We start from the raw sequence: 23,194 nt of genomic DNA, 5'->3' as shown, positions 1-23,194 counted from the left end.
CCTCGGCTTGTTTTTTGCCCGCCAAGACCTTCAGTGGATAGGGTGTTATGTCCGGAAAAGCGCAACAGCAGTCTCGTATCAAAGAGTTGATCACCCTTGGTCGTGAGCAGAAGTATCTGACTTACGCAGAGGTCAACGACCACCTGCCTGAGGATATTTCAGATCCTGAGCAGGTGGAAGACATCATCCGCATGATTAATGACATGGGGATCCCCGTACACGAGAGTGCTCCGGATGCGGACGCCCTTATGTTGGCCGACGCCGATACCGACGAGGCAGCCGCTGAAGAAGCCGCTGCCGCGTTGGCCGCGGTGGAGACCGACATCGGTCGCACGACTGACCCTGTGCGCATGTATATGCGTGAAATGGGTACCGTCGAGTTGCTGACACGTGAAGGCGAAATCGAAATCGCCAAGCGTATCGAAGAGGGCATCCGTGAAGTGATGGGCGCAATCGCGCACTTCCCTGGCACGGTTGACCACATTCTCTCCGAGTACACTCGCGTCACCACCGAAGGTGGCCGCCTGTCCGACGTTCTGAGCGGTTATATCGACCCGGACGACGGCATTGCGCCACCTGCCGCCGAAGTACCGCCGCCGGTAGATCCGAAAGCGCCGAAAGCGGACGACGACACCGACGACGACGAGGCTGAAGCCAGCACCGACGACGAAGAAGAAGTCGAAAGCGGTCCAGACCCGGTCATCGCTGCCCAGCGTTTCGGTGCGGTTTCCGATCAAATGGAAATCACCCGCAAGGCGCTGAAAAAGCATGGTCGTGGCAACAAGCAGGCGATTGCCGAGCTGCTGGCCCTGGCTGAGCTGTTCATGCCGATCAAGCTGGTGCCCAAGCAATTCGAAGGCCTGGTTGAACGGGTTCGTAGCGCCCTTGAGCGTCTGCGTGCACAAGAGCGTGCCATCATGCAGCTCTGTGTCCGTGATGCGCGCATGCCGCGTACCGACTTCCTGCGCCAGTTCCCGGGCAACGAAGTTGACGAAACCTGGAGTGACGCCCTGGCCAAAGGCAAGGCGAAATACGCCGAAGCCATTGGTCGCCTGCAGCCGGACATCATCCGTTGCCAGCAGAAACTGAGCGCACTGGAGGCTGAAACAGGCCTGACGATCGCCGAGATCAAGGACATCAACCGTCGCATGTCGATCGGTGAGGCCAAGGCCCGCCGCGCGAAGAAAGAGATGGTTGAAGCCAACTTGCGTCTGGTGATCTCCATCGCCAAGAAGTACACCAACCGTGGCTTGCAATTCCTCGACCTGATCCAGGAAGGCAACATCGGCCTGATGAAGGCGGTGGACAAGTTCGAATACCGTCGCGGCTACAAGTTCTCGACTTATGCCACCTGGTGGATCCGTCAGGCGATCACTCGCTCGATCGCCGACCAGGCCCGCACCATCCGTATTCCGGTGCATATGATCGAGACCATCAACAAGCTCAACCGTATTTCCCGGCAGATGTTGCAGGAAATGGGTCGCGAACCGACCCCGGAAGAGCTGGGCGAACGCATGGAAATGCCTGAGGATAAAATCCGCAAGGTATTGAAGATCGCTAAAGAGCCGATCTCCATGGAAACGCCGATTGGTGATGACGAAGACTCCCATCTGGGTGACTTCATCGAAGACTCGACCATGCAGTCGCCCATCGATGTCGCCACTGTTGAGAGCCTCAAGGAAGCGACTCGCGACGTACTCTCCGGCCTCACTGCCCGTGAAGCCAAGGTACTGCGCATGCGTTTCGGCATCGACATGAATACCGACCACACCCTCGAGGAAGTCGGTAAGCAGTTTGACGTGACCCGTGAGCGGATCCGTCAGATCGAAGCCAAGGCGCTGCGCAAGTTGCGCCACCCGACGCGAAGCGAGCATCTACGCTCCTTCCTCGACGAGTGATAACAGAACCCCCGGCCCAGGCCGGGGGTTTTGCTTTCCAGCCATTTCTTTCCACAGATTAACTGCCCCGCATCACCCCGCCTTCGCAATGCCCGTCTACACTCGAGACATTCCCCGTGCCATAACGAGACCGTTATGCCCAGATTGCCGACCGTGATACTGCTGTCGCTGCTGACCTGGACCGCAACGGCTGGCGCGTTGACTCTCACTGATGATGAGCGTAGCTGGCTGACGGACCATCAGGAGCTGCGCATTGGGGTGGATGCGTCCTGGCCACCCTTTGAATACCGCGACGAAAATGGCCGATATCAAGGCCTGGCCGCCGATTATGTGCGCCTGATCCAGGATCGCCTGGGCGTCAGGGTCAAGCTGATCGAGCCGGCAAATTGGACCGCTGTGCTCGAGCAGGCACGCAACAATCAGCTCGACCTGCTACCCGGCATCATGTCCACCCCGGAACGCCAGAATTTCCTGGCCTTTACGCGCCCCTATCTCGACTTCCCCATCGTGATACTGGCCCATGAAGGTGGCGCCAAACCACGCAACCTCAAGGACTTGTACAGACTGAAAATCGCGGTGGTGGAAAACTATGCGCCCCATGAATTACTGCGCACCCATCACCCGGACCTCAACCTCGTCGCAATGCCTAACGCCAGTTCCGCGCTGCAGGCCCTGGCCACCGATGAAGTGGATGCGGTAGTCAGTGACCTGGCGTCCAGCGTCTGGAGCCTGCGCCAACTGAAACTCGATGGTTTGTACGTCAGCGGCGAAACGCCCTACCGCTATCAGTTGGCAATGGGCGTACCACGGGATGAAAAAATACTGGTGGGTATCCTGGATAAGGTCCTCGCCGATCTCAGTCCAACCGAGACCGATGCGATCCAGCAGCACTGGGTGGGCAGCGTCAGCGATCACCGCACATTCTGGGCAGATCTGTTGCTGTACGGCCTGCCTGCGGTGTTGCTGCTGAGTACCGTGTTGGTCATAGTCATTCGAATCAATCGCCGGCTCAGCTCGGAGATTTCCCGCCGAGTGGCCCTTGAGCAGCAACTGCGCAGCAGCGAGTACCACTATCGCGGCCTGGTGGAGAGCCTGTCCGCCATCGCCTGGGAAGCCAGCATCAGCGATTTCACCTACAGCTACGTGTCGCCCCATGCCGAGCAATTGCTTGGCTACCCCCGCGCCCACTGGCTGATCCCCGGCTTCTGGCGCAACATCATTCACCCCGCCGACCTGGCGCGCGCCGAAACCTATTGCTTGCGTGAAACTCGCGCCAACCGTGATCACAGCATCGACTACCGTGTCATCACCGCCGACGGACGCTGCCTGTGGGTACGCGACATTGTCAGCCTGATCAAATACGGCCCGGAACCGGTGCTGCGCGGCCTGATGATCGACATCAGCGAGGCCAAACGTACGGAAGAGGCACTGCTGCTGTCCGAGCAGAAATTTGCCAAGGCTTTTCATGCCTCCCCCGATGCCTTGTTGCTGAGCCGTCAAAGCGATGGTCTGCTGATAGAAGTGAACGAAGGCTTCAGCCACCTGACCGGCTACACCAGCGCTATGCCGCTTGATCAGTCGGCCTTGGACCTTGCCATATGGGTCGACCTCAATGAACGCAAGCACATGCTGGAATTGATGCAGCGCGACGGTTTTGTGCGCGACTTCATCTGCCATATTCGCCACGTCGATGGTCGGATTCGCCTCTGCGAACTGTCCAGCCGTCCGCTGCCCATCGGCGAAGAAGACTGCATGCTGGTCATCGCCCGCGACATCACCGAACGCCAGCAAATGCAGGAAAAACTGCAACAGGCGGCTACCGTGTTCGAGAGCACCGCCGAAGGCGTATTGATCACCGACACGCGGCAGAACATCAGTGCCGTCAATCGCGCGTTCAGCGAAATCACTGGCTACAGTGAAGCCGAAGCGCTTGGCCACACCCCTCGCCTGCTCGCCTCCGGCCTGCACGACAGCGCCTTCTATGCCGCGATGTGGCACCAGTTGACGACCCAGGGACACTGGCAGGGCGAGATTTCCAACCGCCGCAAGAACGGTGAGCTCTATCCAAGTTGGCTCACCATCAGCGCCGTGCGCAATCGCGACCAGGTGGTCACGCACTTCGTTGCGGTATTTGCCGACATCTCCAGCCTCAAGCTCGCCCAGGCGCGCCTCGACTATCAGGCCCATCACGACCCATTGACCGGCCTGCCCAACCGCACGCTGTTTGAAAGCCGCCTGCAAGCCGCCCTCAATGGTCAGCAGGAAAGCGGCAATCAGGGCGCCGTGTTGTTTCTCGACCTGGACCGCTTCAAACACATCAATGACAGCCTCGGCCACCCGGTCGGTGACCTGCTGCTCAAAGACATCGCCGTACGCCTCAAGGAACAACTGCGCGATATCGACACCGTCGCCCGCCTGGGCGGCGATGAATTCATTATCCTGCTGCCCGGCCTGCAACAGGCCAGCGACGCGCAATACCTGGCGAACAAACTGCTCGATTGCTTCACACCGCCCTTCCAGGCCGGCGAACACGAATTCTTTATCAGCGCGAGTATCGGCACCAGCCTGTATCCACAGGACGGCACCGATGTTGCCACCCTGGTCAAAAACGCCGACGCCGCGATGTACCGTTCCAAAGCCAAGGGCCGTAACCGCGTTGAAAGCTACACCCGCGACCTGACGGCCCAGGCCAATGAACGCGTGGCGCTGGAGCATGAACTGCGCCGCGCCATCGAACGTGAGGAATTAAGCCTGTATTACCAACCCAAACGCAGCCTGATCACCCATGAACTGATCGGCGCCGAAGCCTTGATTCGCTGGCACCACCCCACCTTCGGCGACGTCCCGCCCGAACACTTCATCGCCCTGGCCGAAGAGAACGGCACTATTTTGCAAATTGGCGACTGGGTACTGGAACAGGCCTGTCGGCAACTGCATGCCTGGCAAGGCGCTTTCGAGGACTTCGGGCCGCTGTCGGTCAACCTCGCCGGCGCGCAGCTGCGTCATCCCAATCTGTTGTCGCGCATCGAACAACTGCTGCGCGACTATCGCCTGGAACCCGGCTGCCTGCAGCTGGAGATCACCGAAAACTTCATCATGAGCCAGGCGGAAGAAGCCCTGGCGGTGCTGCACCAGCTCAAAGGACTGGGCGTACAGCTGGCGATCGACGATTTCGGTACCGGCTACTCTTCCCTGAGCTACCTCAAGCGCCTGCCGCTGGACTTCCTCAAGATTGACCAATCCTTCGTCCGCGGCCTGCCCGACGACCCTCACGACGCCGCCATCGTGCGCGCCATCATCGCCCTCGGCCACAGCATGCAATTCACCATCATCGCCGAAGGCGTGGAGAACCCCGCACAGCAAGCATTCCTGGCTGCAGAAGGCTGTGAACAGATGCAAGGCTACATCGTCAGCCTGCCCCTGCCACCGGAGCTATTTGCCGAAACCTTCCTTCGTACACGGATGAGGGATTTTACGGATGGCACAGCGAGGAAACCGTCGCTATAATCCGCGTCCAGTTACAAGGGCCTATAGCTCAGTTGGTCAGAGCAGAGGACTCATAATCCTTTGGTCCACGGTTCAAGTCCGTGTGGGCCCACCAACTCCAAAGCCGCGCATTGCGCGGCTTTCGCGTTTTTGCGGTAAAAGAAACCTGACTGAAAATCGCCAGAAAATCTCTTCCGTCCACAAACCGCCCACACGGTTGAATTTTACTCATTGTTGAAGGTTTCCCTTCACCTCAACGGCGCAGCAAACGGTCCAGCACCAACAGAGCCACTGCACCAATCGCGATGGCCGCAACCGGTTTTTCCTTAACGAACGTCGACACGCTGTCCAGCGCATCGCCATAAGTTTGAGTCAGTTGCCCGGCAGCTTGGCGTCCAGCACCTTCGGCTTCCAGCTTCGAATCACCAAACAATTTACCTACCGCGCTCTGTGCCTTTCCAGCAAGCTTCTCTGTAACGCCTTCGACTTGTTCACTCTTCATAACTCACCAAACCTTTGCGTGTAAGTGGGAAACCCAGGGTCTGCCTGGGCCAGGGTTATCTGCAAATCTTTAGGGAGATGGGGTTTGGGATAAGTTCAAAGTAGATAAAGCGCCAGAGATACCAAACCACAGTTGGCAAGTGGCACTTGAGCCCAAAAAAGCCGAGCATTGCGCGGCTTTCGTGTGTCTGGCATAGCGGTTCTGTAAGCCGAACCAAGCCTGTACCATGCATGCCCACTGCCCCCCCCCCCTGCACTGGAGCTCTTCTCTTGCCCACCCTGGACGAAATCGACCGCCAACTGATCGCCGCGTTGCAGCTCAACGCCCGCGAAAGCGTGGCCATGCTTGCCCGGCAGCTCGGCATCGCGCGCACCACGGTGACGTCGCGCCTGGCCCGCCTGGAGAAAACACAGGTGATTACCGGTTATGGCGTGCGCCTGGGCCAGCGCTTGGCGGATGGCGGTTTGCAGGCTTACGTCGGGATTACCGTACAGCCGCGCTCGGGCAAGGAAGTGCTGCGCAGGTTGAGTGCAATGGCCCAGGTGCAGCAGTTGTGCGCGGTGAGCGGCGAGTTTGATTATGTGGCCTGGCTGCGCACTGAGTCGCCGGAGCAGCTGGATCAATTGCTCGATCAGATCGGCAGTGTCGACGGGGTGGAGAAAACCACGACTTCGATCATTCTCAGTAACAAATTGGACCGCGGTCAGCCTGTCTGACCAAATATCTCGTCACAATGACTAAAATGAGTGCAATCCGACGACACATTGCGTCTTATTAACGAGCGCAACGCTCCCTAAACTGGCTGCCATCTTTTCCTATACTCAACGGGCCCTATCCCGCCGAGTCGTCAGTAAGGTCAGCCATGAGCATTCCGTCCAGCAGCATCGCCAAGCCCCATCGCCACCCTACCGACGGTAAAAAACCCATCACTATCTTCGGCCCGGATTTTCCGTTTGCCTTTGATGACTGGATCGAGCATCCCGCCGGCCTGGGCAGCATTCCTGCCGCTAACCACGGCGCTGAAGTGGCGATCGTGGGCGCCGGCATTGCGGGGCTGGTGGCGGCCTACGAATTGATGAAGCTAGGCTTGAAGCCGGTGGTTTACGAAGCCTCGAAGATGGGCGGTCGCCTGCGCTCGCAGGCGTTTGAAGGGGCCGAAGGCATTATCGCCGAGCTGGGCGGGATGCGTTTTCCGGTGTCGTCCACCGCCTTCTATCACTATGTGGACAAACTGGGCCTGGACACCAAACCCTTCCCCAACCCGCTGACGCCGGCGTCCGGCAGTACCGTCATCGATCTGGAAGGCCAGACTCACTACGCGCAAAAACTGTCCGACTTGCCTGCGCTGTTCCAGGAAGTGGCCGACGCCTGGGCCGATGCCCTGGAAGCCGGTTCGCAGTTCAGCGATATCCAGCAAGCGATCCGCGACCGCGACGTGCCGCGCCTCAAGGCACTGTGGAATAAGCTGGTACCGCTGTGGGACGACCGCACCTTCTACGACTTCGTCGCCACCTCCAAAGCGTTCGCCAAGCTGTCGTTCCATCATCGCGAAGTCTTCGGCCAGGTCGGTTTCGGCACCGGCGGCTGGGACTCGGATTTCCCCAACTCGATGCTGGAAATCTTCCGCGTGGTGATGACCAACTGTGACGATCATCAACACCTGGTGGTTGGCGGCGTGGCGCAAGTGCCCATGGGCATTTGGCGTCACGTACCCGAGCGCTGTGCCCACTGGCCCGCCGGCACCAGCCTTAGCTCATTGCACAGAGGCGCGCCACGGGCTGGAGTGAAGCGCATTGCCCACGCCGCCGACGGTCGTTTCGCCGTCACCGACAACTACGGTGACACCCGCGAGTACGCCGCCGTGTTGACCACTTGCCAGAGCTGGCTGCTGACCACCCAGATCGAATGCGACGAAACCCTGTTCTCGCAAAAGATGTGGATGGCCCTGGACCGCACGCGTTACATGCAGTCGTCGAAAACCTTCGTAATGGTCGACCGCCCGTTCTGGAAAGACAAAGACCCGCAAACCGGCCGCGACCTGATGAGCATGACCCTCACCGACCGCCTGACCCGTGGCACCTATCTGTTCGATAACGGCGACGACAAGCCGGGGGTGATCTGCCTGTCCTACTCGTGGATGAGCGACGCGCTGAAAATGCTGCCCCAGCCCATCGATAAGCGGGTCAAGCTGGCACTCGACGCGCTGGCCAAGATCTACCCGAAAGTCGACATCAAGGCGCGTATCATCGGCGACCCGATCACGGTGTCCTGGGAAGCCGACCCGCATTTCCTCGGGGCCTTCAAAGGTGCATTGCCCGGCCACTATCGGTATAACCAGCGCATGTATGCGCACTTCATGCAGAAGGACATGCCTGCCGAGCAACGTGGGATTTTTATTGCTGGCGACGACGTTTCCTGGACCCCTGCCTGGGTTGAAGGCGCGGTGCAGACCTCGCTGAACGCGGTGTGGGGCATCATGAACCACTTCGGCGGCAGCACCCATCCGGAAAATCCGGGGCCCGGCGATGTGTTTGACGAGATAGGGCCCATCGCCCTGCCCGAATAAGGAGCCTGACATGCGTGTCGCCCTGTACCAATGCCCGCCACTGCCGCTGGATGTCGCCGGTAATCTCAAGCGCCTGCGACAACTGGCACATGAAGCAGCGGGAGCCGATGTGCTGGTGTTGCCGGAGATGTTCCTGACGGGCTACAACATTGGCGCCGAGGCTGCGGGCGCGCTGGCCGAGGCTCAGGATGGGGAATCTGCACAAGCCATTGCTGACATCGCGCAGAGTGCCGGGCTGGCGATTGTGTACGGTTATCCGGAGCGGGCCGAGGATGGCCAGGTCTACAACGCCGTGCAGTTGATCGACGCCCATGGCACCCGTTTGTGCAACTACCGCAAGACTCACCTGTTTGGCGATCTGGACCATTCGATGTTCAGCGCCGGTGACGACGACTTCCCGTTGGTGGAACTGAACGGCTGGAAGCTGGGTTTCCTGATTTGCTACGACCTGGAGTTCCCGGAAAACACACGCCGCCTGGCCCTGGCCGGTGCCGAACTGATCCTGGTGCCCACTGCCAATATGGTGCCGTTCGACTTTGTCGCCGACGTCACTGTGCGGGCGCGGGCGTTCGAGAACCAATGTTTCGTGGCCTACGCCAATTACTGCGGGCACGAAGACGATATTCACTACTGCGGCCAAAGCAGCATTGCCGCGCCGGATGGTCAGCGCATCGCCCAGGCGGGCCTGGATGAGACGTTGATCGTCGGCACGCTGGAGCGGCAAGCGATCCTCGACGCCCGCGCCGCCAATCACTACTTGCAGGACCGTCGTCCCGAGCTTTACGCCGCACTGCACAAGCCCTGACCCACCGGGTTTGCTAGCATAGGCACTTGCCCCGTTTCGGAAGTGCCCATGCCTGCCCCGGTTCACCCTTATCCTCTGCACCTGACTCTGGCCAATGGCCTGCACCTTTGCCTGCGCCATGCGCCGCGCTTGAAGCGCTGCGCCGCTGTTTTACGCGTGGCTGCGGGCAGTTATGACGCGCCATTGGCATGGCCGGGGCTGGCGCATTTTCTGGAGCACTTGTTGTTTCTGGGAACCGAGCGTTTTCCCGCAGGCGAAGGGCTGATGGCCTACGTGCAGCGCCACGGCGGACAAGTGAATGCCAGCACCCGGGAGCGCGTCACCGAGTTCTTTTTCGAGCTGCCGGTTTCGACCTTCGACGAGGGGCTCGTGCGCTTGGCCGACATGCTGACGCACCCTCGCCTGGCCATTGACGAGCAACTGCGCGAGCGCGAAGTGCTGCATGCGGAGTTCGTGGCCTGGTCTCAGGATGCCAAGGCGCAGCAACAGGTAGCCTTGCTGAAGGGCCTGGCCGCTGATCATCCGCTGCGTGGCTTTCACGCGGGCAATCGCGACAGCCTGCCAGTGGAACGTGAGGCCTTTCAGCAGGCGTTGCGCGAATTTCATCAGCACTTCTATCAGAGCGGGCAGATGACGTTGAGCCTGGCCGGTCCACAATCGCAGGAAGACCTGGAAGCGTTGGCGCAGCGATTCAGTGCACAGCTGCCCCCTGGCCCGCTGCACCCCCAGGCCGCGCCACCAGCGCTGATGGCCGGGCAAGCGCGGGGCTATCAGCACGTTGCCGATCATCATCTGCACCAGGTCATCACCTGTGATGCTCCGCGCGAAGCGCTGGCGTTTCTCTGTACCTGGCTTAACAGTGCGGCGCCGGGCGGCTTGCTCGTAGAAATCAAAGATCGACGCCTTGCGACTGCAGTGCACGCATCGGTGCCGTATCACTTTGCCGGACAGGCCGTGCTGGATATCGACTTTACCCTCGACACCCAAAGCGACTCGACGACACAGATCGAGGCGCTGTTGTACGACTGGCTGAGTTTTTTCGCACACAGCGACTGGACGCCGTTACGCGAAGAGTTCGCCTTGCTCAAGGCGCGCCAACAGCAGGTCCAAGACGCCCTGACGCTCGCACGCAACGACACGCAAGACTTATCGGAACAAGGCCTCGCAGCCCTCAAGGCCATGCTCGACGCCTTGCATCTGCCACCCGCCACGCATGGGTGGCAGCTTCCACCGAACAACCCGTTCCTGCGCCCGCCCGTCAAAGAAGAACGGGCCGGCTTGATTCGCGGCCAGACCAGCGCCCACCGTGGCTTGCGCACATTCGCCCAGGATCGCTCACGGGGGCGACGGGACATGTCGGCGCTGACCTTCAGCCAGGCATTGGCCAATGACACTGACGAAGGCGCGCTGTACCTGCGCTGGCGATTCGACTGCGGCGTGCCTGCCGGTCTGGAAAATCTGTTGCAGCCACTGCGCGAGAGTGCCGCTCAAGCGGGCGTCGAGTTGTGTTTCGACACCATCGCCAATGACTGGCAGGTAAAAATGTTCGGTTTCCACGAGCCCATGCCCGCCGTGCTCGAAGCGCTGACGCACTGCTTGAGCACTGCCGATGAACGCCTGCCGCCGCCCGCGACACCGATGATCGCCATCCGCGAATTGCTCAAGGCATTACCCGGTTGCTGTGCCGATGTTCAGCCAACGCCCCAAGCCACGCCAGCCTCATGGGCGAGCGCGCGCTGGCATGGGCTGGGCTCAGGTTTACCGGCGGCCTGTGAAGCGGCGATCAAGACCGTCGAGGCACGATTGCCTGGGCAGCCTGTACATCTCCAGTACCCGTTTCAAAATCTCCAAGGTCAGCGCGTCTGGCACGAGATAAACACCGAATCCAGCGAAGCGGCACTGCTGTTGTTCTGCCCAACACCCACCCAGGCCCTGAGCGATGAAGCCGCCTGGCGTTTGCTCGGTCACCTGCTTCAAGGGCCGTTCTATCAGCGCCTGCGCGTTGAACTACAAATCGGCTACGCCGTTTTCAGCTGCATCCGACAGATCAATGGGCAAACCGGCCTGCTGTTTGGCGTGCAGTCACCCAGCGCGTCCCTGGATGAAATCATCGAACAGGTGCAGACCTTTCTGAAACATCTGCCGTCATTGATAGAACGCAGCGCGGACATGGGTAACGAGGCTCTGGCGCAGCAATTCACTGTCCAGTCGCTGCCCATGGCCCAAGCCGCCGATTTGCTGTGGCACGCGCACTTGGCGGGCCAGCCATCGGACTACCTGGAGCAATTACAAGATTTGATACAAACCTGCTCCCGGGAAGATGTGCGGCGCGCCGCTCACCACCTGAACGACGCCACAGGCGGCTGGCGTTGCCTCGCTAACGGGCCGTGCACCCAAGGGGTGTGGCAGCCGGCGGATTGATCGTTGCCAGCTTTGCAACAGGCTTTTTCTTTCAAGACAGCGCTAACTCGAAAAGAATTGCGTAATATTCACACGCAATATCTGAACATCTCCCATGGGAGGTGGACTATATGTACTACTTGGTAGTGAACATCCCCGTCCCTTGATAGGAGTATGAATATGACCTGGTCCAAACCTGCTTACACTGATCTGCGCATCGGTTTCGAAGTCACCATGTACTTCGCCAGCCGTTAATCTGCTGGGTACTACAACGCCTCGGTTCGCCCGGGGCGTTTTTGTTTTGAGCTTTGCTGATGGAGCGACCATGTTTGTCCAGATTCTAGGTTCCGCCGCCGGCGGTGGCTTCCCGCAGTGGAACTGCAACTGCGTGAACTGCGCAGGTTTTCGTGATGGCAGCCTGCGGGCCCAGGCGCGTACCCAGTCGTCCATTGCGATTTCCGACGATGGTGTGAACTGGGTGTTGTGCAATGCGTCGCCGGATATCCGCGCGCAGTTGCAGGGGTTTGCGCCGATGCAACCGGGCCGCGCCCTGCGGGACACCGGCATCAGCGCAATCATCCTGATGGACAGCCAGATCGACCACACCACCGGCCTGCTGAGCCTGCGCGAGGGTTGCCCGCATCAGGTGTGGTGCACCGACATGGTCCATGAAGACCTGAGTACCGGTTTCCCGCTGTTCACCATGCTCACTCACTGGAACGGCGGCCTGGCCTGGAACCGTATCGAACTGGATGCCAGCTTCACCATTCCGGCGTGCCCCAACCTGCGTTTCACCCCACTGCCGCTGCGCAGCGCGGCGCCGCCTTATTCGCCGCATCGCTTCGACCCGCACCCGGGCGACAACATCGGCCTGATCGTCGAAGACCTGCGCACCGGCGGCAAATTGTTCTACGCCCCAGGCCTGGGCAAGGTCGACGCGCCACTGCTGGAGATCATGGCCGGCAGCGACTGCCTGCTGGTGGACGGCACGATGTGGGACGACGACGAAATGCAGCGCCGTGGCGTCGGCACCCGCACCGGCCGCGAAATGGGCCACCTGGCGCAGAACGGTCCTGGCGGCATGCTCGAGGTGCTGGAGCAGTTGCCAACACAGCGCAAAGTGCTTATCCACATCAACAACACCAACCCGATCCTTGATGAAGACTCCCCCGAGCGAGCCGAGCTGGTACGGCGAAATGTCGAAGTAGCCTACGACGGCATGAGCATTGAGTTGTAGGAGACCGCAAATGACTGATACACCGATGACCCCTGAAGCATTCGAACAGGCCCTGCGCGCCAAAGGCGCCTTCTACCACATCCACCACCCGTACCACGTGGCGATGTACGAAGGCCGCGCCACCCGCGAGCAGATCCAGGGCTGGGTCGCCAACCGCTTCTACTATCAGGTGAACATTCCGCTGAAGGACGCTGCGATCCTGGCCAACTGCCCGGACCGGGAAATCCGTCGCGAATGGATCCAGCGCCTGCTCGACCACGATGGCGCGCCCGGAGAAGACGGCGGCATCGAAGCCTGGCTGCGCCTGGGCCAGGCCGTTGGCCTCGACCCCGACCAACTGCGCTCCCAGGAACTGGTACTGCCCGGCGTGCGCTTTGCGGTAGACGCCTACGTCAACTTCGCCCGCCGCGCCAGTTGGCAAGAGGCCGCCAGCAGCTCGTTGACCGAACTGTTCGCGCCGCAGATCCACCAGTCGCGCCTCGACAGTTGGCCGCAGCATTACCCGTGGATCGACCCGGCCGGCTACGAATACTTCCGCACCCGGTTGGGCCAGGCCCGTCGCGATGTGGAACACGGATTGGCGATCACCCTGCAGCACTACACCACCCGTGAAGGCCAGGAGCGCATGCTGGAAATTCTCCAGTTCAAACTGGACATCCTGTGGAGCATGCTCGACGCCATGAGCATGGCCTACGAACTGAACCGCCCGCCGTACCACAGCGTGACCGCAGAGCGGGTCTGGCATAAAGGGATCACCCTATGAGTTTTGATCGCAGCAAAAAACCGACCTGGCGCCCGGGTTATCGCTATCAGTACGAGCCCGCACAGAAAGGCCATGTGCTGCTTTACCCGGAAGGCATGATCAAGCTCAACGACAGCGCCGCGCTGATTGGTGGCCTGATTGACGGCGAGCGCGACGTGGCCGCCATCATCGCCGAGCTGAACCAGCAATTCCCCGGCGTGCCGGAACTCGGTGATGACATCGAGCAATTCATGGAGGTCGCCCGTGCCGAGCACTGGATCACCCTTGCCTGAAAAACCCGCTATCGGCCTGCCGCTGTGGCTGCTCGCCGAGCTGACCTACCGCTGCCCGCTGCAGTGCCCGTATTGTTCCAACCCGCTGGATTTTGCCGAGCAGGGCAAGGAGCTGAGCACCGAACAGTGGGTCAAGGTATTTCGCGAGGCCCGCGAGATGGGCGCCGCGCAGCTTGGGTTTTCCGGCGGTGAACCGCTGGTGCGCCAGGACCTGGCCGAGCTGATCTTTGAAGCACGCAAGCTGGGGTTCTACACCAACCTGATCACCTCAGGCATCGGCCTGACCGAACAGAAGATCAGCGACTTTAAAAAGGCCGGCCTGGACCATATCCAGATCAGCTTCCAGGCCAGCGACGAACAGGTCAACAACCTGCTGGCCGGCTCGAAAAAGGCCTTCGCGCAAAAGCTGGAAATGGCCCGCGCGGTGAAGGCGCACGGCTACCCGATGGTGCTGAACTTTGTCACCCATCGGCACAATATCGACAAGATCGACCGCATCATCGAGCTGTGTATTGCGCTTGAGGCAGACTTTGTTGAACTCGCCACTTGCCAGTTCTACGGCTGGGCGCAGCTCAATCGTGTGGGCTTGTTGCCGACACGGGAACAACTGGTGCGCGCCGAACGCATCACCAACGAATACCGCGCCAGGCTCGAAGCCGAGGGCCATCCGTGCAAGTTGATTTTCGTGACGCCGGATTACTACGAAGAACGCCCGAAAGCCTGCATGAATGGCTGGGGCAGTATTTTTCTGACAGTCACGCCAGACGGCACCGCCCTGCCCTGCCACGGTGCCCGACAGATGCCGGTGCAATTTCCCAACGTGCGCGACCACAGCATGCAGCACATCTGGTACGACTCGTTCGGTTTCAACCGTTTTCGCGGCTACGACTGGATGCCCGAGCCATGCCGTTCATGCGATGAGAAGGAAAAGGACTTCGGCGGCTGCCGTTGCCAGGCGTTCATGCTCACCGGGGATGCGAGCAACGCCGACCCGGTGTGCAGCAAGTCCGAGCAGCACGGCATCATCCTGCAAGCGCGGGAAGAAGCCGAACATTCCACCCAGACCATTGAACAACTGGCGTTTCGCAATGAGCGTAATTCACGCCTCATCGCAAAAGGCTGAGGGTCTCAGCGCTTGGCGATGATGTACACGGCGTGAATGATGCCGGGGAAGTAACCGCACAGGGTCAGCAGGATGTTCAGCCAGAATGCGCCGCCGAATCCTACTTGCAGGAACACACCCAGTGGCGGTAGCAGAATGGCGATGATGATACGAATGATGTCCATGGGGCAGCTCCAGAAAATCGGCTCGTGTGAGCCGTGTAGCTAATCGACATTGGCGCTTCGTGAGGGTTCAGTGGTTTCTGGCATTGGGCCATCCTTTAAGGAGCACGCAAAAAAACGCCCCCAGCCAAAAGAATCAGACTGGAGGCGCCGCGTATCCCGCGAGACGGTTCAGGAAATGGGGTCAGACGGCAATGCCCTTGCGGCATTGCAGTTGGGCGGTGCGTACCCGAGAGAAGGCACGGGCCAGGCGCAGGAGCATTTCGTCAATGTGGTTCTTGCTGACGTTCAGGGCGGGGGTGAAACGCAAACAATCCGGCTGCGCAGCGGTGAGGATCAAGCCCTCGTGCAGCGCGGCCTTTACCACGGCAGCCGCGCAATCGTGCGACAGTGTCAGGCCCCACATCAGTCCGTTGCCGCGCAACTGCCCGTGCTCGTAACGGTAGGCCAGGCGAGTAAGGCCTTCTGCCAGGTAGAGGCCGGATTCGCGTACCTGTTCGAAAAAACTGCTGGTCAATACGGCATTGAGTACCGCACTTCCCGCTGCCGCCATCAGCGCGTTGCCGTGATGGGTACCGTCCAGTTCGCCCGTTTCGAAGCAACAGGCTGTGCCACGTGCCAGCAACGCCGCCAGCGGCACACCACCGCCCAGGCCTTTGCCGAGAGTAATGATGTCGGCACGGACGCCATATTGCTGCTCGGCGAGCAGACTGCCGCAGCGGCCGATCCCGGTTTGCACTTCGTCGAGGATCAGCAGGATGCCCAGTTCGCGGCACAGACGTTCAACGCCTTTGAGGTAGTGTTCGGTCGCCGGGATGACACCGGCGGCGCTTTGGATCGGCTCCAGCATGATGGCGACAGTGTGCGCATCGACGGCGGCGTGCAGAGCCGGCAGATCGTTGAAGGGGACATGACTGAAACCCGGCAATTGCGGCTCGAAACGGTTTTCGCAGGCAACGGCCGAAGCCGACATTGCGGCGAAACTATGGCCGTGGCAGCCGTTGCTCACCGTAATGATGTGATAAGCGCCGCCGCGATGCAGTTGGCCCCATTTGCGCGCCAGTTTGATTGCGGCTTCGCAGGCCTGTGCACCGCTGTTGAGCAGATAAGCCTGATCGCTGCCGGTGTGATGGCACAAGCGGTCAACCAGGTCGAGCTGCGCCCGGTTGTACAAGCCCATGCCCGGGTTGATCACGGTTTTCATCTGTTCGGTGAGGGCGTCGCGCACCGCTTGTGGGCTGTGACCGAGGCTGTTGGCGCCGCCGCCCTGGCTGAAATCCAGGTAGGCACGGCCGTCACTGTCCGAGAGCCAGGCGCCTTGACCCTGGACGAAAACCTCGGATGGACGCGCAACCGTGGGCATCAGGCATTGGCTGCAAAAATCATGATGCGGAGCATGAAGGACCAGGTCGTCAAGGCTCGGCGCGGGGCGCCGGAACAGATTCACAGTTGCGCCCCGATAGCAACCGCACCTGGGTAGGTACTGGGTACCAACAGTGCAACGAGGTATTTTGCCTTGCCTATGTAAACGCCATTACCAAAAACGTTATTCATTGCCCGATTCGGCCCTGTAAGCCCTGCGAATAGCCGCTAGACTAGGCGGCTCGGAGGCCAACGGCCATTTCGATTTTCCAGCTTTTTCGATAAGCAAATCTTATGGATTTCAAGCAACTGCGTTATTTCGTCGCGGTGTATGAGGAAGGCCATGTAGGCCGTGCCGCGGAGCGTCTGTCGATCTCCCAGCCGGCCTTGTCGCAGCAGGTTCGCCAACTGGAGCAGAACCTCGACGTGAGCCTGTTCGAACGCAGCAGCAAGCGCCTGCTCCCCACCCTGGCCGCGCACACGCTGTACAACCACGCCTTGCCCCTGATCGACGGCATGCAGCAAGCCGTGGAGGCGTTGCGTAACTTCAAGGGCCAGGCGATGCGCACCTTGGCCATCGGTGTGCTGCAAACCGTGCACACCAGCCTGGTGCCGCAAATGCTGGAACGGGTGCGCAAGGCCCAACCCCACCTGGTCGTGCAGATCTACGAATTGACCGGGCTTGAGATCGAGCGGCGGCTGCTCAACGGCTCGCTGGACATCGGTATCAGCTACCTGCCACCACGCCAACCCGGCCTGCATGGCGTGTTGTTGTACGAGGATGAATTGAAGGTGGTCATCCCTGAGCAACATCCCTTGCGGGAATTCAAGAAGGTCTCGCTGAAACAGGCAGCGGAGTTGCCGATGTTGCTGCTGGGGGAGGAATTCCAGGTACGGCAGATCTGGCAGGGTCAGTTGGCCAACCTGGGCCGACGCCCGCAGGTGCAGGCCGAGCTCAATACCATGGCGGGGATTCTCGACAGCCTGCCTCATACCCAGTTGGCCACTGTGTTGCCGGGGCGTTCCCAGGACGAACACAACAGCCAGTCGCTGCTGTGGAAACCCTTGAGCGAACCCAGGGTGCCGTTGAAAGTCGGTTTGGTGTGCCGTGACGTGCAGCGCCAGCAAGCGACGGTGGCGTTGCTGCGCACGTTGCTCGAAGACGTGATGAATGCCCCGCAGGCAGGCGCCTGACTTTTTCGCGGGCAAAAGAAAACCCCGCCGAAGCGGGGCTTTGCAGACTGTTTCCCTGACATCCATTTCACTCCGCCATCCTGGCAGAATCCTACGTGTCCGTGTTGTTGCTTTGCGCTTCCTGCGCGACGTCCATGTGAAGTAGATTATCCGTGGATCCAATCTGGCGATAGAGGACGATTAGCAGCACGTCATGTAAGAGATTGCTTACACGCACGCCTCGCCCCTAGAACAGTGCTTCATCCATCAGGAACAGCGATTCGCTACCGGCTTTCACCGACGCGCTCAACGAGTGAATACGCGGCAACAGGCGCGCAAAGTAGAAGCGCGCCGTGCCCAGCTTACTGGCATAGAAATCGTCTTCGGTCTCTTTGCCCAACGCGGCCTTGGCCATGCGTGCCCACATATAGGCATACGCCATGTAACCAAACGCGTGCAGGTATTCCACCGATGCCGCGCCGATTTCATTCGGGTTGGTCCTGGCACGGTCCAGCACCCAGGCGGTCAATTCATCCAGGTTGTCCACCGCCGCGCCGAGCGGGCGGGTGAACTCGCCCAGTTGCGCGCCGGCACTGGCGATGAACTGGCGGATCTCATCGGCGAACAAGGTATAGAACGCGCCACCGCTGCCGACGATCTTGCGCCCCATCAAATCCAGCGCCTGAATACCATTGGTGCCTTCGTAGATCTGGGTGATGCGCACATCACGCACCAATTGCTCCTGGCCCCACTCGCGAATGTAGCCGTGGCCACCAAACACTTGCTGGCCGAGCACGGTGGTTTCCAGGCCCAGGTCGCTGAGAAACGCCTTGGCGACCGGCGTCAGCAACGCCACCAGATTATCGGCGCGCTCACGGGCGGCAGCGTCTTCGCTGAACTTGGCGATGTCCAACTGCGTGGCCACGTAGGTGGAGAACGCACGACCGCCCTCGTTCGCCGCCTTCATGGTCAGCAGCATGCGGCGCACGTCCGGGTGCACGATGATCGGATCGGCCGGTTTGTCCCTGGCTTGTGCGCCCAATGGCGAACGGCTCTGCAGCCGGTCGCGGGCATATTCAATCGCGTTCTGATAGGAGCGCTCACCGGAAGCGAGGCCCTGGATACCCACCCCCAGGCGCTCGTAGTTCATCATGGTGAACATCGCCGCCAAGCCACGGTTGGGCTCACCGACGAGGTAGCCAACGGCTTCGTCGAAGTTCATCACGCACGTCGCGGAGGCCTGGATGCCCATCTTGTGCTCGATCGAGCCGCAGGTCACCGGGTTGCGTGCGCCAAGGCTGCCGTCGGCGTTCACCATGAACTTGGGGACCAGGAACAGCGAGATGCCTTTGGGACCCGCCGGTGCATCAGGAAGCTTGGCCAGCACCAGGTGGATGATGTTTTCGGTCAGGTCGTGTTCACCGCCGGTAATGAAAATCTTGGTGCCGCTGACTTTGTAGGAACCATCCGCTTGCGGCTCGGCCTTGGTGCGAATCATGCCCAGGTCGGTACCGGCATGGGCTTCGGTCAGGCACATGGAACCGGCCCATTCGCCGGAATACATCTTCGGCAGGTAGGTGGCCTTGAGTTCGTCGCTGGCGTGGGTATTGATCGACACACAAGCGCCCGAGGTCAACATCGGGTACAGGCCGAACGCCAGGCTGGACGAGTTGATCATCTCCTCGACTTGCGCCGACACCGCCTTGGGCATGCCCATGCCGCCATACACCGGGTCGCCGCCGACACCCACCCAGCCGCCTTCGGCATAGGTCGCGTAAGCCTGCACAAAACCGTCCGGCGTGCTGACGGCACCGTCCACCCAATGGCAGCCTTGCTCATCGCCAGCACGGCTTAACGGCGCGATGGATTTGGCGGTGACCTTGCCGGCCTCTTCGAGGATGGCTTCAACGGTTTCGGCGTCAACCGTGTCTGCCAGGGCAGGCAACTGCGCCCAGGTGCTGGCGACGTCAAAAACTTCGTTGAGGACGAAGCGCATATCACGCAACGGCGCTTTGTAATCAGCCATGGCAAACCTCGTGAGAACGTGAAAAGTGATTCGATAGGATCGGTTTTACAGGCTCCGAGTGTACCCGAACAACTTTTAAGACACATAGGGTCCGTTCGTGACCGACAAGTATTTACAAGTCACGAACGATCCTGTTGCCCGCACATCTACAGGGAAAACGCCTGCGCCGGCAAGCTCATCAGGCATTCGCTGCCCGCCTCCACTGCTGCCCGGTGCATCGTGGTGCGCGGCAACAGGCGTTTGAAATAAAAGTCACACGTCGCCCGCTTGGCCTGGGCAAACCCTGGGTCGTCGTGCGCCTGAGCCGCAATCGCCATGCGCAACCACAGGTAGGCGAGGATGATGTAACCGCTGTACATCAGGTAGTCCATGGCCGCCGCTCCCACTTCGTCGGGATTGCTCATCGCGGCCGTGCCGACCTTCAGCGTCAGCTCACCCCATTGCTGGTTCAACTGGTCGAGGTGCTCGACATGGGCCTTGAATTGCGCATGCTCGGCATTGGCGGCGCAGAACTTATGCACGATTCTGGTAAAGCCGCGCAGCAACTTGCCCTGGCTGCCCAGCACCTTGCGCCCCAGCAGATCGAGCGCCTGGATACCGTTGGTGCCTTCGTAGATCGGCGCAATCCGCGCATCACGGGCCAGTTGCTCCATGCCCCACTCGCGAATATAGCCATGGCCACCGAACACCTGCATACCGTGGTTGGTCACCTCCAGCCCGGTTTCGGTCATGAAGGCTTTGCAGATCGGTGTGAGGAAGGCCAACAGGTCTTCGGCCTCCTGGCGCTGGCCGGCGTCGCCGCTCAGGTGCGCGGTGTCGAGCAACTGGGCAGTGAAGTAGGTCAGCGCACGATTGCCTTCGTTGAAGGCTTTCATGGTCAGCAACATGCGACGCACATCGGCATGCACGATAATCGGGTCGGCGGCTTTTTCCGGGGCCTTGGCGCCGGTCAACGAGCGCATTTGCAGGCGCTCGCCGGCGTATTTGATCGCGCCCTGGAAGCTTGCCTCGCCATTGCACAACCCCTGCATCCCGGTGCCCAGGCGCGCGTGGTTCATCATGGTGAACATGCAGTTGAGGCCTTTGTTGGCCTCGCCAATCAGGAAGCCCTTGGCGCCGTCGAAGTTCAGTACGCAGGTGGCCGAGGCCTTGATGCCCATCTTGTGCTCGATGGAGCCGCAGTGCACGGCGTTGCGTTCACCGGAGTCGGCATGGAACTTGGGCACGATGAACAGCGAGATGCCCTTGGTCCCCGCCGGTGCATACGGCAGCTTGGCCAGCACCAGATGGATGATATTGGCACTCATGTCGTGCTCACCGGCCGAGATGAAGATCTTGCTGCCGGTGAGCGCATAACTGCCATCGGTCTGGGGAATGGCGCGGGTTTTGATCAAGCCCAGGTCGGTGCCGCAGTGGGCTTCGGTCAGGCACATGGTGCCGGTCCACTCGCCGGCGGTGAGTTTGTGCAGGTACGTGGCTTTCTGTTCGTCGGTGCCGTGGGCGTGGATCGCCGACATTGCACCGTGGGTCAGGCCCGGGTACATGCCCCAGGACGTATTGCTGGAGCCGATCATCTCGCTCAGCACCAGCCCGAGGGACTGCGGCAAACCCTGGCCGCCGTAGGCCGGGTCCGCCGCCACGCCGTGCCAGCCGCCTTCCACGTACTGGGCGAAAGCCTGCTTGAAGCCCTTGGGCGTGGTCACGACGCCATTGTCGAAATGGCAGCCCTCCTCATCGCCGCTGCGATTGAGCGGCGCGAGTACGTTTTCGCAGAACTTCGCGCCTTCTTCGAGAATTGCACTGACCATGTCGGGGCTGGCGTCCGTCGCGCCCAGGGCCGCGTAGTGGCCATGAAAATCGAACACGTTGTCGATCAGAAAGCGCATATCGCGCAGGGGAGCTTTGTACTCAGGCATGGCAGTGTCTCCGGCGGCAGATGATCCCAACCTACTGCCGGCCAACGCCGCAAACAATCACTGTAGCGCTGCTGAATACAGCGCCATTACTCAACCGGCAGCGCTTTCCATGCGCACGGCACCGCGACGGTTCTGCCCGGCGGCGATCACGCAGTTGCGCCCGGCGCCCTTGGCGGCATAGAGCGCCTGATCGGCGCACTTGAGCACTTCTTCAGGACTACGCTGCTCGGCCTGGCGCTCGGCCACGCCGATGCTGACCGTCACCGACACACTGGACGCACCGCTGGCGGCCCGACGCTGGCGACCTTGATGGTCGTCATTGGGGCGGTCCGGGTTGCGCAACTTGATCGCATAGTTGGCAATGATTTCGCGGATCTCCTCCAGGTGCGGCAGGCATTCATCCAGGCTCTTGCCGGCAAACACCACGGCGAACTCTTCACCGCCGTAACGGTAGGCGCGCCCGCCGCCGCTGACCTTGGACAGCTTGCTCGCCACCAGGCGCAACACCTGGTCGCCCACGTCATGGCCGTGGGTGTCGTTGAAACGTTTGAAGTGGTCCACGTCGCTCATCGCCAACACATAGTTGCGCCCCAGCCGCTGCATGCGTTCGTTGAGGGCGCGGCGGCCCGGCAAGCCGGTCAGCTCATCGCGAAAGGCCATTTGATACGCCTCATGCGCCACACTGGCAGCGATCATCAGCATCACCTGGCTGCACATGATGTTGAGCGTAAACGGCAGGATGAAGGTTTGCGGCAGCATCCAGAACATCCCCAGCAACCCCACCAGTTGCGCGGCGTGCAACGGGCGTGGCTGATACCAGTACTGGGCGGCCAGGGTGATAAAGCCAATCAGAAACATCGGGTATGCAAGCTGGATCAGGCTCATCCAGGCGCCATGCAGCGCCGGCCAGCGGATCTCGGCCAACCAGTCCAGCACCCCTTGTGGGTAGCTTTGCTCCAGGGCCAGCGCCACGCTGCCGACGGCCAATAGCACCGCGCAGCGTGCGACGAAGTCACGGAACAGGTGGGTCTTTTCCTGCCACAGCGCGTACACGCTGAACAGCAACGGCAGCAGCAGGCAGCACAGGTGAAACACCACGGCCGCGTCTTCGCGCACGCGGCCATTGTCGCGGTAGAAATCGGTCTGGGTGTCCAGCAGAAAATACGTGATGTACACCGTGATCATCAGGAACAGCTCACGCTGGCGCCGATACACCGCGCAGTACGCTCCGCCGAGCAACAGCACCAGGGTCGGCAGCACGTTGAACAGCGAGGTGAAGAAAACGTTGAGGTCCTTGAGGTAGGCAGCCGAAAGCCCAGCCAGCAACAGCAGCAAAGAGGGAAGGAAATGACTGAAGCGCACAGCGGACACGCGTGACAAGGGTAGAACTCCGACCCGCAAAAAATAATGGCATGGTGCTACTACGCAGCCAGTTAAACACAACCCGTCCGACCTGTATCACATTGCCATCACTGTAACGGCACGCTTCATTAAACCCTTAGTG

At 60.5% G+C, this 23,194-nt stretch carries 18 protein-coding genes and 1 tRNA gene; 13 read left to right on the top strand and 6 right to left on the bottom strand.

The genetic code is table 11. The annotated features are described in order from the left end of the window. Positions 1-47 precede the first annotated feature (47 nt). The 3 genes from rpoD (at position 48) to PspCFBP13528_RS03195 (ending at position 5,499) form a co-directional block, all read left to right on the top strand. Complete coding sequence (gene rpoD, locus PspCFBP13528_RS03205) at positions 48-1,898, top strand: RNA polymerase sigma factor RpoD (RefSeq protein ID WP_065950926.1); 1,851 nt, start codon at positions 48-50, stop codon at positions 1,896-1,898. A 135-nt stretch (positions 1,899-2,033) separates the two neighbouring features. Then, positions 2,034-5,405, top strand: coding sequence for an EAL domain-containing protein (locus tag PspCFBP13528_RS03200; protein ID WP_137199630.1), 3,372 nt, complete (start codon positions 2,034-2,036; stop codon positions 5,403-5,405). A gap of 17 nt (positions 5,406-5,422) precedes the next feature. Further along, a tRNA-Ile gene (locus PspCFBP13528_RS03195) sits at positions 5,423-5,499 on the top strand. Between the two features lie 138 nt (positions 5,500-5,637). Here PspCFBP13528_RS03195 and PspCFBP13528_RS03190 read toward each other — a convergent pair. Next, positions 5,638-5,886, bottom strand: coding sequence for a CsbD family protein (locus PspCFBP13528_RS03190; RefSeq protein ID WP_065885492.1), 249 nt, complete (start codon positions 5,884-5,886; stop codon positions 5,638-5,640). Positions 5,887-6,155: 269 nt separating this feature from the next. On the opposite strand from PspCFBP13528_RS03190, the gene PspCFBP13528_RS03185 reads away from it, so the two are divergent. From PspCFBP13528_RS03185 to pqqE, 9 genes are all read left to right on the top strand, one after another. Beyond that, positions 6,156-6,602 carry an Lrp/AsnC family transcriptional regulator gene (locus PspCFBP13528_RS03185; RefSeq protein ID WP_065950928.1) on the top strand — a complete coding sequence of 149 codons (447 nt, stop codon included), beginning with the start codon at positions 6,156-6,158 and terminating at the stop codon, positions 6,600-6,602. A 167-nt stretch (positions 6,603-6,769) separates the two neighbouring features. Next, entirely contained in the window at positions 6,770-8,452 is a 1,683-nt protein-coding gene (locus PspCFBP13528_RS03180; protein ID WP_101219922.1) for an NAD(P)/FAD-dependent oxidoreductase, read from the top strand. Between the two features lie 10 nt (positions 8,453-8,462). Beyond that, positions 8,463-9,257 carry a carbon-nitrogen hydrolase family protein gene (locus PspCFBP13528_RS03175; RefSeq protein WP_065950929.1) on the top strand — a complete coding sequence of 265 codons (795 nt, stop codon included), beginning with the start codon at positions 8,463-8,465 and terminating at the stop codon, positions 9,255-9,257. Positions 9,258-9,305: 48 nt separating this feature from the next. Further along, positions 9,306-11,678 (top strand): pyrroloquinoline quinone biosynthesis protein PqqF, encoded by a 2,373-nt coding sequence (pqqF, locus tag PspCFBP13528_RS03170; RefSeq protein WP_137199629.1) that lies wholly within the window; start codon positions 9,306-9,308, stop codon positions 11,676-11,678. Between the two features lie 159 nt (positions 11,679-11,837). Continuing rightward, positions 11,838-11,912: a pyrroloquinoline quinone precursor peptide PqqA gene (gene pqqA / locus PspCFBP13528_RS03165; protein WP_003194766.1), complete on the top strand. Its 75-nt coding sequence runs from the start codon at positions 11,838-11,840 to the stop codon at positions 11,910-11,912. Positions 11,913-11,982: 70 nt separating this feature from the next. Further along, on the top strand, positions 11,983-12,894 hold the full coding sequence (gene pqqB / locus PspCFBP13528_RS03160) for a pyrroloquinoline quinone biosynthesis protein PqqB (protein WP_065950931.1): 912 nt from the start codon (positions 11,983-11,985) through the stop codon (positions 12,892-12,894). Between the two features lie 10 nt (positions 12,895-12,904). After that, the gene (gene pqqC / locus PspCFBP13528_RS03155) at positions 12,905-13,657 is read left to right on the top strand and encodes a pyrroloquinoline-quinone synthase PqqC (RefSeq protein ID WP_057723649.1); all 753 of its coding nucleotides are present in this window, start codon (positions 12,905-12,907) and stop codon (positions 13,655-13,657) included. Next, positions 13,654-13,929: a pyrroloquinoline quinone biosynthesis peptide chaperone PqqD gene (pqqD, locus tag PspCFBP13528_RS03150; protein ID WP_065950933.1), complete on the top strand. Its 276-nt coding sequence runs from the start codon at positions 13,654-13,656 to the stop codon at positions 13,927-13,929. Before pqqC ends, pqqD begins: the two co-directional genes overlap by 4 nt. Continuing rightward, the gene (gene pqqE / locus PspCFBP13528_RS03145) at positions 13,901-15,052 is read left to right on the top strand and encodes a pyrroloquinoline quinone biosynthesis protein PqqE (protein ID WP_162515415.1); all 1,152 of its coding nucleotides are present in this window, start codon (positions 13,901-13,903) and stop codon (positions 15,050-15,052) included. The genes pqqD and pqqE overlap by 29 nt, the downstream gene beginning before the upstream one ends. A 5-nt stretch (positions 15,053-15,057) precedes the next feature. On the opposite strand, the gene PspCFBP13528_RS03140 is transcribed toward pqqE, so the two are convergent. Then, the gene (locus tag PspCFBP13528_RS03140) at positions 15,058-15,216 is read right to left on the bottom strand and encodes a YqaE/Pmp3 family membrane protein (RefSeq protein ID WP_003194776.1); all 159 of its coding nucleotides are present in this window, start codon (positions 15,214-15,216) and stop codon (positions 15,058-15,060) included. Between the two features lie 181 nt (positions 15,217-15,397). Then, positions 15,398-16,660, bottom strand: a complete 1,263-nt coding sequence (locus tag PspCFBP13528_RS03135) for an aminotransferase class III-fold pyridoxal phosphate-dependent enzyme (protein ID WP_137199627.1) — start codon at positions 16,658-16,660, stop codon at positions 15,398-15,400. A gap of 209 nt (positions 16,661-16,869) precedes the next feature. Here PspCFBP13528_RS03135 and PspCFBP13528_RS03130 point away from each other — a divergent pair, with 209 nt between their 5' ends. Continuing rightward, entirely contained in the window at positions 16,870-17,769 is a 900-nt protein-coding gene (locus PspCFBP13528_RS03130) for a LysR family transcriptional regulator (protein ID WP_065885481.1), read from the top strand. A gap of 226 nt (positions 17,770-17,995) precedes the next feature. Here the strand turns inward: PspCFBP13528_RS03130 and PspCFBP13528_RS03125 are convergent, their stop codons facing one another. The 3 genes from PspCFBP13528_RS03125 to PspCFBP13528_RS03115 form a co-directional block, all read right to left on the bottom strand. Continuing rightward, positions 17,996-19,774, bottom strand: a complete 1,779-nt coding sequence (locus PspCFBP13528_RS03125; protein WP_137199626.1) for an acyl-CoA dehydrogenase C-terminal domain-containing protein — start codon at positions 19,772-19,774, stop codon at positions 17,996-17,998. Between the two features lie 146 nt (positions 19,775-19,920). Then, positions 19,921-21,690: an acyl-CoA dehydrogenase C-terminal domain-containing protein gene (locus PspCFBP13528_RS03120; protein ID WP_137199625.1), complete on the bottom strand. Its 1,770-nt coding sequence runs from the start codon at positions 21,688-21,690 to the stop codon at positions 19,921-19,923. 90 nt (positions 21,691-21,780) lie between these two features. After that, the gene (locus PspCFBP13528_RS03115) at positions 21,781-23,070 is read right to left on the bottom strand and encodes a GGDEF domain-containing protein (protein ID WP_137199624.1); all 1,290 of its coding nucleotides are present in this window, start codon (positions 23,068-23,070) and stop codon (positions 21,781-21,783) included. Positions 23,071-23,194: the final 124 nt, after the last annotated feature.

This window comes from Pseudomonas sp. CFBP13528, from assembly GCF_005233615.1.
Taxonomy (GTDB): domain Bacteria; phylum Pseudomonadota; class Gammaproteobacteria; order Pseudomonadales; family Pseudomonadaceae; genus Aquipseudomonas; species Aquipseudomonas fluorescens_AM.
Note: the sequence above shows the minus strand (reverse complement) of the source record. Positions and strands in the feature narration are given on the sequence as shown.